At 39.5% G+C, this 14,374-nt stretch carries 14 protein-coding genes and 2 riboswitches; of the genes, 7 read left to right on the forward strand and 7 right to left on the reverse strand.

Annotation, left to right across the window (positions count from 1 at the left end):
• From RT445_RS18990 to RT445_RS19010, 5 genes are all read right to left on the reverse strand, one after another.
• On the reverse strand, positions 1-551 hold a 551-nt coding region (locus tag RT445_RS18990), incomplete at its 3' end, for a precorrin-8X methylmutase (RefSeq protein ID WP_313471303.1).
• 12 nt (positions 552-563) lie between these two features.
• The gene (gene cobK / locus RT445_RS18995) at positions 564-1,325 is read right to left on the reverse strand and encodes a precorrin-6A reductase (RefSeq protein WP_312507262.1); all 762 of its coding nucleotides are present in this window, start codon (positions 1,323-1,325) and stop codon (positions 564-566) included.
• A complete protein-coding gene (locus tag RT445_RS19000) occupies positions 1,322-2,236 on the reverse strand; it encodes a sirohydrochlorin chelatase (RefSeq protein WP_274793565.1) in 915 nt (304 codons plus the stop codon). Before RT445_RS19000 ends, cobK begins: the two co-directional genes overlap by 4 nt.
• A 15-nt stretch (positions 2,237-2,251) precedes the next feature.
• A complete protein-coding gene (gene cobJ, locus RT445_RS19005) occupies positions 2,252-3,922 on the reverse strand; it encodes a precorrin-3B C(17)-methyltransferase (RefSeq protein ID WP_274793566.1) in 1,671 nt (556 codons plus the stop codon).
• A gap of 4 nt (positions 3,923-3,926) precedes the next feature.
• Positions 3,927-4,298, reverse strand: a complete 372-nt coding sequence (locus RT445_RS19010; RefSeq protein WP_274793567.1) for a (2Fe-2S) ferredoxin domain-containing protein — start codon at positions 4,296-4,298, stop codon at positions 3,927-3,929.
• Between the two features lie 146 nt (positions 4,299-4,444).
• A riboswitch (cobalamin riboswitch) is annotated at positions 4,445-4,627 on the reverse strand.
• A 244-nt stretch (positions 4,628-4,871) separates the two neighbouring features.
• A riboswitch (cobalamin riboswitch) is annotated at positions 4,872-5,055 on the forward strand.
• A 144-nt stretch (positions 5,056-5,199) separates the two neighbouring features.
• Between RT445_RS19010 and RT445_RS19015 the strand changes: the two genes are divergently transcribed.
• From RT445_RS19015 to RT445_RS19035, 5 genes are all read left to right on the forward strand, one after another.
• A complete protein-coding gene (locus RT445_RS19015) occupies positions 5,200-5,946 on the forward strand; it encodes an energy-coupling factor ABC transporter permease (protein WP_274793568.1) in 747 nt (248 codons plus the stop codon).
• Between the two features lies 1 nt (position 5,947).
• Positions 5,948-6,220, forward strand: a complete 273-nt coding sequence (locus RT445_RS19020) for an energy-coupling factor ABC transporter substrate-binding protein (RefSeq protein ID WP_274793569.1) — start codon at positions 5,948-5,950, stop codon at positions 6,218-6,220.
• 5 nt (positions 6,221-6,225) lie between these two features.
• Positions 6,226-6,999 carry a cobalt ECF transporter T component CbiQ gene (gene cbiQ / locus RT445_RS19025; protein WP_274793570.1) on the forward strand — a complete coding sequence of 258 codons (774 nt, stop codon included), beginning with the start codon at positions 6,226-6,228 and terminating at the stop codon, positions 6,997-6,999.
• Complete coding sequence (locus RT445_RS19030) at positions 6,996-7,838, forward strand: energy-coupling factor ABC transporter ATP-binding protein (protein ID WP_274793571.1); 843 nt, start codon at positions 6,996-6,998, stop codon at positions 7,836-7,838. The genes cbiQ and RT445_RS19030 overlap by 4 nt, the downstream gene beginning before the upstream one ends.
• Positions 7,839-7,930: 92 nt before the next feature.
• A complete protein-coding gene (locus RT445_RS19035) occupies positions 7,931-11,431 on the forward strand; it encodes a S8 family peptidase (RefSeq protein ID WP_274793572.1) in 3,501 nt (1,166 codons plus the stop codon).
• Positions 11,432-11,522: 91 nt separating this feature from the next.
• Here the strand turns inward: RT445_RS19035 and RT445_RS19040 are convergent, their stop codons facing one another.
• Together RT445_RS19040 and RT445_RS19045 are read right to left on the reverse strand one after the other, a co-directional pair.
• Positions 11,523-11,963 (reverse strand): GNAT family N-acetyltransferase, encoded by a 441-nt coding sequence (locus RT445_RS19040; RefSeq protein ID WP_274793573.1) that lies wholly within the window; start codon positions 11,961-11,963, stop codon positions 11,523-11,525.
• Between the two features lie 119 nt (positions 11,964-12,082).
• Positions 12,083-13,171, reverse strand: coding sequence for a glycosyltransferase family 4 protein (locus RT445_RS19045; RefSeq protein ID WP_274793574.1), 1,089 nt, complete (start codon positions 13,169-13,171; stop codon positions 12,083-12,085).
• A 251-nt stretch (positions 13,172-13,422) separates the two neighbouring features.
• On the opposite strand from RT445_RS19045, the gene RT445_RS19050 reads away from it, so the two are divergent.
• Positions 13,423-14,022 (forward strand): glycosyltransferase family 2 protein, encoded by a 600-nt coding sequence (locus RT445_RS19050; protein WP_274793575.1) that lies wholly within the window; start codon positions 13,423-13,425, stop codon positions 14,020-14,022.
• Positions 14,023-14,064: 42 nt separating this feature from the next.
• Positions 14,065-14,374: polysaccharide biosynthesis protein (locus RT445_RS19055; RefSeq protein ID WP_313471307.1), on the forward strand; the 310-nt coding region annotated here is incomplete at its 3' end.

Raw genomic sequence — 14,374 nt, forward strand, 5'->3', positions numbered from 1 at the left:
AGTTTGAGCAACTCTTCTTTCGACTCAGCAGCTGACACGAAACCAACTGGCATCCCGATAATTAAATCTGGTTTTGCTAAGCCTTCCTTAATTAAACGAATCAATTCCAGTAATGCTGTTGGTGCATTACCGATTGCATAAATACCACCTTCATGCAACTTAGAAGCCTTTTGCATAGAAATGATGGCACGTGTTGTATTTTGTTTTTTCGCTTCTACTGCTACATCCTCATCTGCAATATAGCAATGCAGATCACCACCGTGCTTTTGGAAACGTTTTTTACCAGATCCACTTTCAATCATTTGGACATCGGCAATGACATGACGACCAGCAAGGATCGACTTAATACCCGCTTCAATGGCGCCGGGAGTAATAATGACACTACGACCTAGTTCGAAATCAGCCGATGCATGGATAATACGACGTACAATCTTCCATTCATCTTCGGAGAAGTCATGCTCACCCATCTCCTCTGCAATAATCGAGAAACTATAGTCGTAAATTTTATCTGGGTCTACTGTTAACGGTTTGAAATCTGTTTTAAAATCCATGGATAATGCCTCCTAAATTGTATGTTGAACAGCCTGTAAGACTTCTTCAAATGTTGAATATTGTTGCCCATATTGAATATTGGGTCTTGCTATCAAAATTGTTTCAATATTACAGGCAAGAGCTGCCTCTAGCTTTTCATCAACCGAACCGACTTTACCGCTTTCTTTGGTAATCATCAAAGTGACCCCATATTGACGAAAAAGGGCTTCATTTAATTCCTTTGAAAATGGACCTTGAATGGCTACAATATCACGTTGTGCAACACCAAGTGCCTCACATTTTTCCATATTGTCCAATCTAGGTAGCATGCGAGCGATCACTCTTGTATTTTCTAAGCCTTGTAAAACCTTTGTAAATGTCGCAAGTGTTTTACTGCCTGTTGTCAACATGATGACACCGCGTTTTTCTGCTGCTAGCTTGGCTGCCTCCTCATAATCCTTCACCACAGTAATAAGTGGATGCGTATAATGCTCATGCGCACGTTCATAACGGATATAAGGTACTTGCGCCTGTTTAGCTGCAGCCATTGCATTTTTCGAGGCTTCCTCTGCAAAGGGGTGGGAAGCATCTACTACCAATTGATAGCCCTGGTCCAAAATAATGGACGCCATTTCTTCCGCTGTCAATCGACCTATTAAATGTGGCAAGCCAACATCAGCAAGACTTGAAGCTGCCGATTCTGTTACAACTGTGGCGGTTACAGCATGGCCTGCACTTTGAAAGGCAAGAGCTAGATCCCTTGCATCACTCGTCCCTGCTAACATGAAAATCATTTTACCGGCTCCTCTTCATGATGATGCTCGTGATGTTCGTGATCATGATGGTGGTGGTGGTCGTGACCATGATCGTGATCGTGATGATGGTGATGATGGGCATGTCCATGAACCGCCGCATAGGCGCGATAATTTTCTAAATCTTGCATCCCTGTTGATGTACCGTTAACTGCTTGCTCAATACGCTCTAATAAAACATTTTGTAATCGTTCGTGGTAGCCAAAATAGTTAGCAATTTGAATATCACACGCTGGATATTGCTCATTAAATTTCTTACACATATCATTCATACGTTCCATTAAAATCCCTGTGAATAAAAAATAAGGAAGCATAACAATTTTTTTAGCACCTAGCTTGACACAGCGCTCGATCCCTTCTTCGACACGAGGATCCGTTACACCCATAAAAGCGCTTTCCACGTATTTAACAGGTAGCTCCTCCCATAAAAGACGAGTAATTTTATAAAAATCACCATTTGCAGATGGATCACTGCCACCTCGTGCAATTAATAAAATCGCTGTATCTTGCTCTTCCTGTTCCGCATTAAAACCAATTTCAGCGAGACGATCTTGTAATATCGCAAAGATTTCTTCATGAATTCCAATTGTTTGACCGTACGTGAAAGTAATATTCGGGTAATGCTCACGCGCATGCTCGATCTCTGCTGGAATATGTAGCTTCGAATGACCAGCATGCAGTAATATGATCGGTATTACATGAACCTCTGTCGCGCCCTTCTTCACGCAGTTTGTAATACCCTCTTCAATATTTGGTGAAGCAAATTCAAGGAAACAAGTTTCCACTAAAAACTGTTCATCAATACGAGGCTTCATTTGCTCGATAAATGTACGTACCTCATCATTCCCTGCTGCTAAACGGCTCCCATGGCCGACAAATAAAATTGCTTTCATCTCTTTTCTCCTTACCTAGTCGCCGCACGGAGCTGGCTCTACTTTTATTTTGGAAGACATATCTTGATACGTATAATGCAGTATCTTTTTCACACGTTTAAAGTATTTAAACAAGCGTTCATTTGGATGAGCATTTGCTTTATATTCTTCAATAATGTCTGTAATAAGTGGGAGTAGCTGTTCAGGCTCCAACCCTTCTACAACTGGCTGCGCTGCATGAGCCGTACGACCGACTGGCTTTGCTCCAATAAAAACATCAAATTTACTTTTACGATAGACGATGCCAATATCATCAAATACAGCTCGATAACAGGCCATACCACAGCCATTGAAGCCAATATTTAATGTTTTAGGTAAGGACATGCCGCCTAGTTTTTCTTGTATTTCTTCCGCATATGGAATGGAATCAGCCTTTTCACCGTAGCAAAAATCACAAGCCTTCAATGACAGGACATCCCCAATAGGCGCTAATAAAAAGCCTACTTCCTGTAATTTCTCTGTAATGCGTTCAGGCTCTGTCGTCGGAATTTTTAAGTGGATTTGATGGTCTGGCGTATATTCCATCGTACCCTCTTCTCCAACCACCTCTGCTAATGTCATCATTTGCTGTGGTGTGAAAAACTTATTGGCTACCCCTGGACTTACTGCTAGCTCAAAAATAGATTCTATTTTTTGCTGCACAAGCTTCGGCGGCGTGACCTTAATTGCACTTGTTCCTTTCACCATGGCGAGTGCCGCTGTTGCCATTTCAAGCGCTGTTTTTTTCGGCCGAGGCGTAGCCGCTACACTGGGTTTATTAAATCGGCCAGCATTAGGGTCTGCTGCAAAGTCATCACGTGCAGTCCCTGTCTCTTGGTTCATTGCCCACGGCTCATTTTCTTCACGTAAACGCTGATGTGGTCGTAATGGCTGTTTTTCTTCCCCAAGTGTATATTTACGCTGGTAGCCACGTGGCGTAATCATTTTATTATCATAGAAAAATGTCGATGAATTCCCGATAATCACGGTTGTCAGCATACCAATATCATGTTCGAGCATTTCTGCTAATGTTGTCATCGTCACTTCCTGACGTTCTCTATAGGCACTTTTTACAAGTCCTACTGGTGTGTCTGGCGAGCGATATTCTAAGAGAATTCGTTGTGCTTCTACAATTTGTCTTGTTCTCCTACCACTTTTAGGATTGTATAAAGCAATAACAAAATCAGCCATTGCAGCAGCCTCGACACGCTTTGCAATTAAATTCCATGGTGTTAGGTGATCACTCAGACTAATGGTACAAGCATCATGCATAATCGGAGCCCCTAGTAAACTAGCACATGAATTGATTGCTGAAATACCAGGAACTATTTCTACTTCAATGCCTGTAGCTTCTGTCCAGCCTAATTCGATTAACACTTCGTACACTAATCCCGCCATACCATATACGCCCGCATCCCCACTCGAAATTACGGAGACGATGCTGCCTGCTTCTGCTTGACGAACAGCCTCTTGAGCACGTGATACCTCTTCTGTCATTCCGGTACTGACAATAGACTTTGCACTGACTAAATCTTGAATAAGCTCTACATAGGTTTTATAGCCTATGATCATATCACTTTGTTGTAAAGCTTCTACTGCTCGTGTCGTAATATGCTTAAAATCTCCAGGTCCAAAGCCCACTACGAAAATTTTCCCTTTTTGCGCCATGCTGTTACCCCTCTTTCACCTTTTCGATCCCTTTAATGGCTGTCGTTTGTGCTGTACGCTGTAATGTACCTTCCCGAAGTGTAAAGACATGTTCGTTGTATAATGTTTCATGATGTAAATCTTGTACGAGTATTCTTGCATGCTCTGTTGATGGCACTCGATACCAATTTCCTTGTGGATAGGCGATGACTACACAAGCATCCTTGCATCGTCCATTACAGCGCGTTCTTGTCGTATGTATTTCCTGATCGAGTGCTTGTCGCTGTATTTCATCTCGAATGGCTAAGGTAATTTCCTCAGCATCCTTTCTCATGCAGCTACTGCCATTGCAAATAAAGAGATGTGTTTTCATCCCCTCTAAATTCCATGTTGTCATCTTCTGTCTCCCCTCATTTGCTTTCTGGAAAAAGAAAAAACCCTCACTCTTAACGAAGAGTAAAGGTTTTGTAGAAGCCAAATAAAAACGAATAGAATAAAATACAGGTACTCGCTCTCGCTTCAACTTCTCCCTCCGAAAAGTTTGCATGCACAATCAAATAAGCAGGTTTCCTGACTTAAGCTTCATTTTACTATCGCACCTTCCCAAGTTTTCACCAGTGGTACCTGCGAATTCATCAGCTATTACAGTAGCGGGGGCTGTATTGGATTTTCACCAATTTCCCTATTATCTCGAGCTATTCGAGCACTTATTGACGTTTTATATGAAATTTATTATCTTCTTCAATTGTTTAGAAAACTGTCTCTATCATATCTTATTATTTTAAAATTTCAATATTTCTTTAAAAATTTATGACAAATTTATCAATTTTGCTCGAATCTTATTCTTTAAAAAACTAAGTTCTCCTTACTTCTATCTAAATTTTCTATATGGATATGCAATTAAAAATTTTTATATAAAAAAATCTAGCACAATTATGGAAATTTATGTTACACTTTGTCGTGAAATCTCACAACTTTATGTTTTTTCGGTGTAAAATGCTTGCCATTTTACTTAAAAGGGAAGCCGGTTTGAATCCGGCGCGGTCCCGCCACTGTAATAGGGAGCTTTATAGATAATGTCACTGTCCAATGATGGGAAGACCTATAAAGTGTTGAACTAGAGCCAGGAGACCTGCCGAAAAAAAGGTGATCGTTTCAACCTACGAGGATAGGTGTGCGGCTTAGCAGATGAGAATGATTTGCTTTTTTTAGCTATGCACTTTTCCAGCAGCGGAGAAGTGCTTTTTTATTTTACGCACGCTACATTCTTAAAAAACTAATCGTTAGGAGGAAAGCTTTTGACATTTTCATGGTGGAAACTTAGTTATTTTTTATTGGCCTTGTTAATCGTGCCAAACCGAGCCTTTGCTATGCATATCATGGAAGGCTTTTTACCCATTGAATGGGCCATTTTTTGGTGGGTCATCACGACTCCCTTTATTATTCTAGGATTGCGTTCCATTCGAAAAACAATGGAAGAAAACCCTGAAACAAAAATGCTCTTAGGGCTTTCAGGAGCCTTTGCTTTTGTGCTATCGGCCTTAAAGATCCCCTCTGTTACCGGGAGCTGCTCCCACCCAACTGGCGTTGGACTTGGAACAGTTTTATTTGGACCTTTAGCAATGAGTGTCATTGGGACGATTGTGTTATTATTCCAATCATTACTATTAGCGCATGGTGGTATCACTACTTTAGGAGCCAATGCCTTTTCTATGGCTATTGTCGGTCCGTTTATTGCTTACTTTGTTTTTAAAGGGGCTCAACAAATAGGGTTGTCATTTTCACTTGCCGTTTTCTTTGCCGCTATGCTTGGTGACTTAGGTACATATATTGTGACTTCTGTCCAACTAGCACTAGCCTTCCCTTCAGAGGTTGGAGGTTTTATGGCATCCTTTACAAAGTTCGCAGGAATTTTTGCCTTAACTCAAATTCCGTTAGCCGTTAGTGAAGGAATTTTAACAGTCATTGTGATGAATTTCTTGAAAAAATACAATGTCAGCGAATTAAAAACTTTACGTGTTTTCTCTACAAAGGAGGCACATTAAAATGAAACGTAATGTATTGCTATTAGTGATTGTAGTGCTGTTAGCCATCATCCCACTGTTCATCCAAAAAGGAGCAGAATTTGGTGGTGCTGATGGAGAAGCAGAAGCTGCTATTGGAGAAATCGATGCAGAATATGAACCGTGGTTCGACAGCTTATGGGAGCCGCCAAGTGGTGAAATCGAAAGCTTATTATTCGTCCTACAAGCCGCTATTGGTGCTGGTTTTATTGGCTACTTCATTGGCTATATGCGCGGCAAACATAAAGAAGGTTAACCAACATGTTGCTCATTGATAAATATGCCTACCTCAATAAGCTAGCGTTCGTTCATCCACTTGAAAAAATGATCTTTTCACTTGGACTACTTCTAGTAACGCTTATCATGAAAGATGAACGTCTTTCACTCATTACATTTTTTGTAATGAGTGCTTTTATCATTATAGGTGCGAAAATCCCGCTTAAATACTATATTAAATTACTATTACTACCAGCTTTTTTCTTGCTGACGAGTCTCGTATCCATTTTACTAGCTATTACACCTTCAACCACTGTCTTACCTGCGCATGTTTGGTCTTTCACGTGGATGGCTTGGACAATATTCATCGGGAAAGCAAGTGTCCTAACTGCGCAACACTTGTTCTTTATCGTTCTTGGCAGTATTAGCTGTTTATATTTTTTAATTTTGACCACATCCGTACAAGGAATTTGTTTTGTGCTACGACAATGGCGACTTCCCTCACTCCTAGTCGAGCTAGTAGAATTAACCTATCATTTTATCTTTATTTTTTTAGGGAGCATGCAAAAAATTCATCTAGCCCAGCAGGCCAGGCTTGGCTACCATTCACCTATGCAGTGGCTACGCTCTATATCTATGCTTATTGCGGCACTATTTGTTGAAATGTTTCAGCGTAGTCGAGAGCTCAACAATGCCATGCAGTCACGGGGCGGTGAAAGCGTTTATTGGCAAGAGACGAGCTCTTATAGCAAGAAAAACTGGCTAGGCATGGCCGTTATTTTTCTAGTGCTCATCGTATATGGAGGATACTTCTCATGAAAAACTGTTATTTTGAACTAAATCAGCTGTCCTATGCCTATGCTGATGGAACGAAGGCTCTGACAGACATTACCTTACACATACCTAAAGGAAAAAAAATCGCCATCCTAGGTCATAATGGTGCTGGAAAATCGACTTTATTTCAGCATCTGAACGGCATCTTGAAGCCAACTGCTGGAACGATATTATTTGAAGGAAATAAGCTTCAATACAATCGAAAGGCATTAAAGGCACTTCGCCAGCAAGTCGGCATCGTTTTTCAAGATGCGGATCATCAACTTTTTTCAGGCACTGTCAAGCAAGATATCGCATTTGGACCACTGAACCTTGGTTGGTCTACTGCAAAAGTTGAAGAAAAAATAGCATGGGCTGTTGCACAGACAGAAGTGGGAAATTTACTCGAAAAACCGATTCATTTTTTAAGTGTAGGTCAAAAAAAACGTGTGGCAATGGCAGGTGTGTTAGCGATGGAGCCCTCTGTCCTCCTGTTAGATGAACCAACAGCTGGTCTTGATAATTATTATTCTTCAAAAGTTTTACAAACTTTAGCTAAATTAGCAGACGGTAAAAGAACGATTTTACTAGCTACTCATGATCTCTCTCTTGCTTATGAATGGGCGGATCAAATTATTGTTATGGAGGGTGGATCAATTATTTATAATGGCGATCCTATCACCTTGTTTTATGATGAAGATTTGCTAACACAAGCTCATCTAGAACGACCATGGGTTTTAGAAATGGTCTTAGCATTCCAAAAAAAGAAATTAGTGCAGGAAAGCATCCGTATGCCTCGCTCTAAAAAAGATATAGAAAAATTAATTGACCAAATTGATTGCTAGAGAAAAATTTTCCTCAATTACGAAACTTTACTAATCTTTATTCGTATATGTATAGTCGAGACTAAATTTACAACCCCAAGGAGAGATAACAATTGAAAAGTTGGTTTAACAAATCTGTCGCAGTTGTAGCATCCGCTGCACTAATGGTTCCTACCGCTTCTGCCTTTGCTGAGACACCACAACATACAGCAAAAAATGTGCTGGCAAACAGTTCGAAACAAATAGAAAAGAATGAAGAAAAATGGATGAGCAAGGATACAATTGTTATCAAGCATTCAGGTCTTGATAAAAATGTACATAAAAAAATTGGCTCTAAAGTCATCCGCTCTATTCCTTCTTTAGGTTACGATGTAGTTCAACTGAACAAAGGGGTAACAATCGAAAAGGCCGTTTCATACTACTTAAAGCAAAACGGGATTAAAAGTGTATCCCCTAGCTATGTATATCATTCTTTCACTAAAGACATAGATCCAAAAAAACAAGAGATGTATCATTTAAGTCTACTGCAAATGGATCAAGCACTCCAATTAGCTGGCGATCATGATGTAAAAGTTGCTGTCATTGATTCTGGTGTCGATTTTAAACACCCCGATCTCAAATCTCAAGTACTCCCACCCTATAATGCAGCAGCACCTGCAAATGCTACTTATCCAGGCGACCATGGAACACATGTGGCGGGAATTATCGCCGCAGCAAAAGATAATGGTATTGGTGGACACGGGATTAATCCAAAAGCAAAGCTACTGCCAATTGATGTATTCAATGGCAAAGAGGGCGCAAATGATTTCATTATTGCACAGGGCATTCTCTATGCCATTGAGCAAGGTGCCGATGTCATTAATATGAGTCTAGGGGGCTATGGGGAATCTCCACTGATGAAGGAAGCTGTTCAGAAAGCCATTGATAGTGGAATAACAGTTGTGGCTGCTGCTGGAAATGAATCAACAGATGATTACTCCTTCCCCGCTTCATTCGAAGGTGTCATTAGTGTTGGTTCGACGAATGATCGCAACAAGCTATCAAGTTATTCAAATTACGGACCGTCCGTTGATGTTGTGGCACCTGGTGAGGAAATATATAGTACGGTTCATGATGGGAAAAAAGGTTCTTCCTTTGTCAAATTTAGTGGCACATCTATGGCATCGCCAGTCGTGGCAGGTATTGTCTCCCTTCTTAAATCAAAATATCCAAATTTAAAGCCGCATGAAATAGAAGCCATTCTGGAAATGACAGCACAAGATTTGGGCGAGAAGGGTTATGATCTTACGTATGGTCATGGGCTTGTAGATCCTGTAAAAGCATTACAGTTTGATTTAAATAAACTGCCTAAGCATTATTCAGAGACTAAGGAAAATCAGCTTAAAAATGCCAAAGTACTAGCTAAAAATAAGTTGAACACGGAACAAGGTGTATTTGAGCAACAGGACGAGATAAAATGGTACAAGGTTGAATTAGACCAGGATGAATATGCTCAGCTTACATTAAAAGGTGCTGATAAATATGATTATGCCTTTGACCTATATTTCTACCCAAATAGTGGGATTGGTGATGTAGAACCGATCAATGTGAATGATGTTCGTGTAGGTAAAAAAGAAGGATATTTATTTAAAGCAGATCAAAAAGGCACACTATTAGTTGGTGTTAAAGATCATAATGGCAGCTATAGCTTAAAAGGTAAATCTACTTATGTCTTTACAGCACAAACGACGAAGGACCTGCCAATCGATACATTGGATAAGTCTGCAATGGAGCCCATTAAAAAGTTCCCATATAGTACAGCAGGCAAAAACTATACCCTTCTGTCAAAAGATCAACAGCAAGATCAAGATTATTTCACGTTTTCTGTAAAAAAACCTACGACGTTAAAATTTGATCTTACTGGGATTCCAGGTGTTACCGCTTCTATGGAGCTTTATCTAAAAGATGACCTTTCTCCAATACCACCACAAGAAGCCGGCAAAGCTGAAAATGAGGAAGTTGAAGAAGAGGAAGCTTATCCAATACAATCTGCTTATGGTGCAGCGAAAGGTGAAGCAGTCAGCATGATAATCGATGCTGTTCCAGATCAAGAATACGTATTAAGTGTATCTAATGAGAGTAATAGTGAGTTTTCAATGGAGATGTTCTTTAGTGGTGGCATTGAAAAAGAGGAAACGATCAGTGAATCTATGATTCCTTACACATTAAAAGGTGAAGTGGTGACCCTTCCTCCTGACGAGGATGGACTACCTTTAGATGAAGCCATGTTAGAAGAAAACGTCCCAGAGGAACAAGTACCTATTTCACCAAGTAACATAAAAAAACGCAATGAAATGGATAGCCTGATGAGTATGTTAATGACACCTATGACGTCGGGCAATCTTGAAAATGTTGATCAAATTCTGAAACAGGCGATACGCTTTGATATCGGCGAAGATCAAAAAGCTTATTTCCAAACTGAATATGATGAAGATTTCTTCACATTTAAAGCGAAGGAAGACGCTCTCTATAGTTTTAGCTTTAACAAAGGTACAAACCAAATGCCTACGGGTACAGTGTTTGAATATGACGAGGAAGCAAAGGAATTAATTCCGGTTTCTTCCTTAACAAATGATCTCGGCATTTTAGCACTACTACTTGGTTCAGCCGGTAATGAAAATGAAGCAAAGGTCATTCCATTAAAAAAGGACAAAACATATGTAGTAGCTGTTGTTAATGCTGGTGAACGTTCTGCTGATCCTTACACATTGAAAACTAGTAAAATAGGTGAAATTCCAGCAGATTATAATCCGGAAAATAATGAGGAAGCAAAAGCCCTCAAAATTCAACCGGGTACTACTTACAAAGATCATCTCATTTATTCAGATGATGTAGATTACTACTACTATAAGCAAGAAGGCAATGATGAAGTGATGAGCCTGCTTCTTTCTTCGGTTCCGTTTACAAATGAACAATTAGCGCAACTACCAAATGAACTGCAAAAAGACTTGAAATTTGCAGGAGCGATTATCGAGGATACGAACGGTAATATGAAAATTGATCCGAAGGAAATGGAAACTGAAGTTCCATTTGGACTTGGTGACAACATACTTGAAATGCTCCTTGGAATGATGGGAACAACTGATGTCAACACATCCTTTACGGCTAAAAAAGATCGAGGCTATTTTATCCTTGTTAACAGCATGGGGCTTGGTCAAGTGTCCGCTCAACCGTATACATTAACGCTGTTTGACCATAAGCGAGCAGACGAAGATGCCGATTCTAAATTAGTGAATGGAATCCCAACCAAACCATCTGCTCTTACGAAAAAAGAGGATCGATGGATCGCAAGTCAGTATTTAAATGCAGGTATCCCATTTGGTGATAAGGATTATTTTGAATGGAACAATGACCAAAAGCGCGACGTGACATTCTCTCTTCAAACAGAAAAATCACTAGATGGCGTCATCCGAGTGATCGATGCAAATGGAAAAACAGTCAAAACGCTAGATCTTTATGGGGCAGGAGATGCTGAGGTAGGTACAGTAGAACTAGATGCTGGTAAATACTATATTGAAGTCAGTGAATATTATGGTCAGGCAAGTACCCTACCTTATACGCTAGAAATTAAATAACCAACCTAATTTCCCCTAGATTATGATAGATCTAGGGGATTTTTAGCACAAAAAAGCATCCGTCCGTAGACAGGATGCTTGCTCGTTTATTTTACATAAAATATTTCACATAATTACAGTATTCATCTTGCTTCATGTGAAGTTTTTCATAAAGTTTACGCGCATTTACATTATCGGCTGCTGTTTGTAGCGTAACATAGCGAGCATCTTGTTGCTCACAATATTGAAATACCTGTTCCATCAATGCCTTGCCCACCCCTAGGCCTCTAGCATCTTCGGTTACATAAATATCATTGAGAATAAAGGCGCGTTGTAAAGCGACAGAGGAAAATGTTGGATATAATTGTGTAAATCCAATCACCCTACCATCTTCCTGCGCTACAAAAACAACAGACTCTTTTAAAGCCAATCGTAATTGTAAAAATGCCTTGGCACTACTTATATCTGAATCAATCCCATAAAATTGGCGATATTCATCAAATAATTTTGCTAAGTCTTCTAGTTCGTTCATTGTTGCTTGTAGTATTTCCATTCCTGTCTCCCCTTGTGTCTACCCATGATTGTCTAACCTATATTTCTAGAATCTATTATATAGGAAATAATGGTATAAAGAAAAGAATACTCCACTATTTAGAGAAAGAATATTTACGTTTATTCATCCAAATATACAGCAACCTTCTTCACAAGTTGCTGCCAGTTTAGTTCCTTTCGTGCAAATGCTTGCAATTCTACACAAGTATTTGCTAGCAATGCTTCCTGCTTCGTGACTTGCTGGAATGTCCGGCCAATACTTTCCCAGTCATGTGTCGGATGTATGGTGCCAAAACGTTGTTGCTGGGTTATATCATCAGCACCATCCACATCAGTTGTCACAATATAACAACCATTTTTAGCTGCTTCTGCAAAAACATGTGCATAGCATTCAACTAGAGATGTTAAACAAAAGATTTTAGCCTTACGGTATTCCTCCTCTAATTTCACCCTATCATAAATGGGCCCTATGATTGTCACTTGCTTCGCAAGTGGATGACTATCCAGTATCATTAGCAGCTCCTGCTGGAATGTTGCAGACATCGGACCTACTAACCGAAGCTCCCAGTCTGGAATTTGTGCTGCTAGAAAAGCTCTAACAGCCAATATAGTTTGCTTCTCTGGCGAATCTAAGCGTCCCACCATTAAAATTCTATTTTCTTTTTCCTGAAACGGCACCGGCTCTGTGTAAAAATGCTCATAAAAGCCATTGGGCAGATGTTTAATTTCCAATTGTGAAAATTCTTGAATGGCCTTTTGAATAGATACACATTCAGAGGTGAGGAGATCACAGAGTTTTAGTAACTCTAGAAAATATGGATAGGTTTTTAATCGGTTTAGCCAAAATCGATTCACATCTAACTTCATATATATTTTCCCATCTGGATGATAGTGCTTATAGGTCTGGAGAATAGGAAGGTAGGATGGATAGGGACCGATAGCGAATACTATGTCGATCTCCTTTGCATGCTTCACTAAATAGGCATTCATATTCGCCACATAGTCAATGCCAAATGGGACATGTTCAAATTTCACATTAGGAAAAGATTGTTGAAGTAGGGCGTCGTTCATCTCTGTTGTAACAATACTCACTTCATAGCCTAAGTAGTCCCCAAGTAAAATAGGTACAAGGCATAAATCTTTGAAAATATGTGCATCGGAAAGTTTATAGGACTCCACGCTACAAATAAAGGCGATCTTTTTTGACATCGTATCCCTCTTTCTAATAAAGCACTCTAACTAGTTTATGTCCCCCCCTGTTAAACGTGCACAACTTAGTAAATTTTCGCCCTTAGCAGCACATTTCTCTAGTAAAAGAGCTTGATAGATGTAAAAACTACTCTCTCAAAAGCTTCTAAAAACAAGCATTGGCCTACAGTCACACTATATTCACGCATATTGTATTAAAGAATCCGCTCGGTTAAGTAACTCTACTAATTATAAAAGAATGGAGGGATCACATGAAAATCAGCTTTTTATCACCCGCATTTAATAGTGAAGAATGGATCATAACAATGCTTGACAGCATTCCAAAAGAATATGCCTATGAAATTATTGTTGTAGATGATGGTTCCACTGACAATACATTAGCTATTTTACAAGACTATCAAAAAAACTGTGCGGCTTTAAAAATTATCGTTCATCCAACAAACCTAGGTGCGAGCGTTGCATATAATCGGTGTATTGCAGAGGCAACAGGAGACTATATAGCCATCATTGATAGCGATGATCATTATTTGCCTGCCATTCGCAACGTACTCGCACAGGTAGATGGTGAGTTTGATATTTATTATTACAACATGATTATAAAAAATGGCTATGGATTTATTAAAGATGAATCCAACCGCTACTCATTACCTGGTCAGTTTAAAATCATTCGAAGAAGTTTTATCGGTGATGCTAAGTTTACCATTCGGAAAGATATTGCGGGAGATTGGGATTTTAACTGTGCACTCATGGATAAAAATCCAACTTGTAAATATACAAATGAATTTGCCTACTGGTACAACTATCCTAGGGAAAACTCTGAATGTGATTTGCATGAAAAAGGCCTGAAATAAAATGATCCTAATCAACATACAGGAGGTGCTACAAACCATACAATGTTTACAGATAAAATATTACTGATTACAGGAGGCACTGGTTCTTTCGGTAACGCAGTTTTAAAGCGATTTCTAAATACTGATATTAAAGAAATTCGAATTTTTTCAAGGGATGAGAAAAAACAAGACGATATGCGTAAGCTCTATCAGCATTCGAAAATAAAATTTTATATTGGGGATGTCCGTGATATACAAAGTATTCCCAACGCTATGTATAACGTAGACTATGTATTCCATGCCGCTGCGCTTAAGCAAGTTCCCTCCTGTGAATTTTTCCCTTTAGAAGCTGTGAAAACCAATATTTTAGGAA

The organism is Lysinibacillus sp., from assembly GCF_032093475.1.
Lineage (GTDB): Bacteria > Bacillota > Bacilli > Bacillales_A > Planococcaceae > Lysinibacillus > Lysinibacillus irui.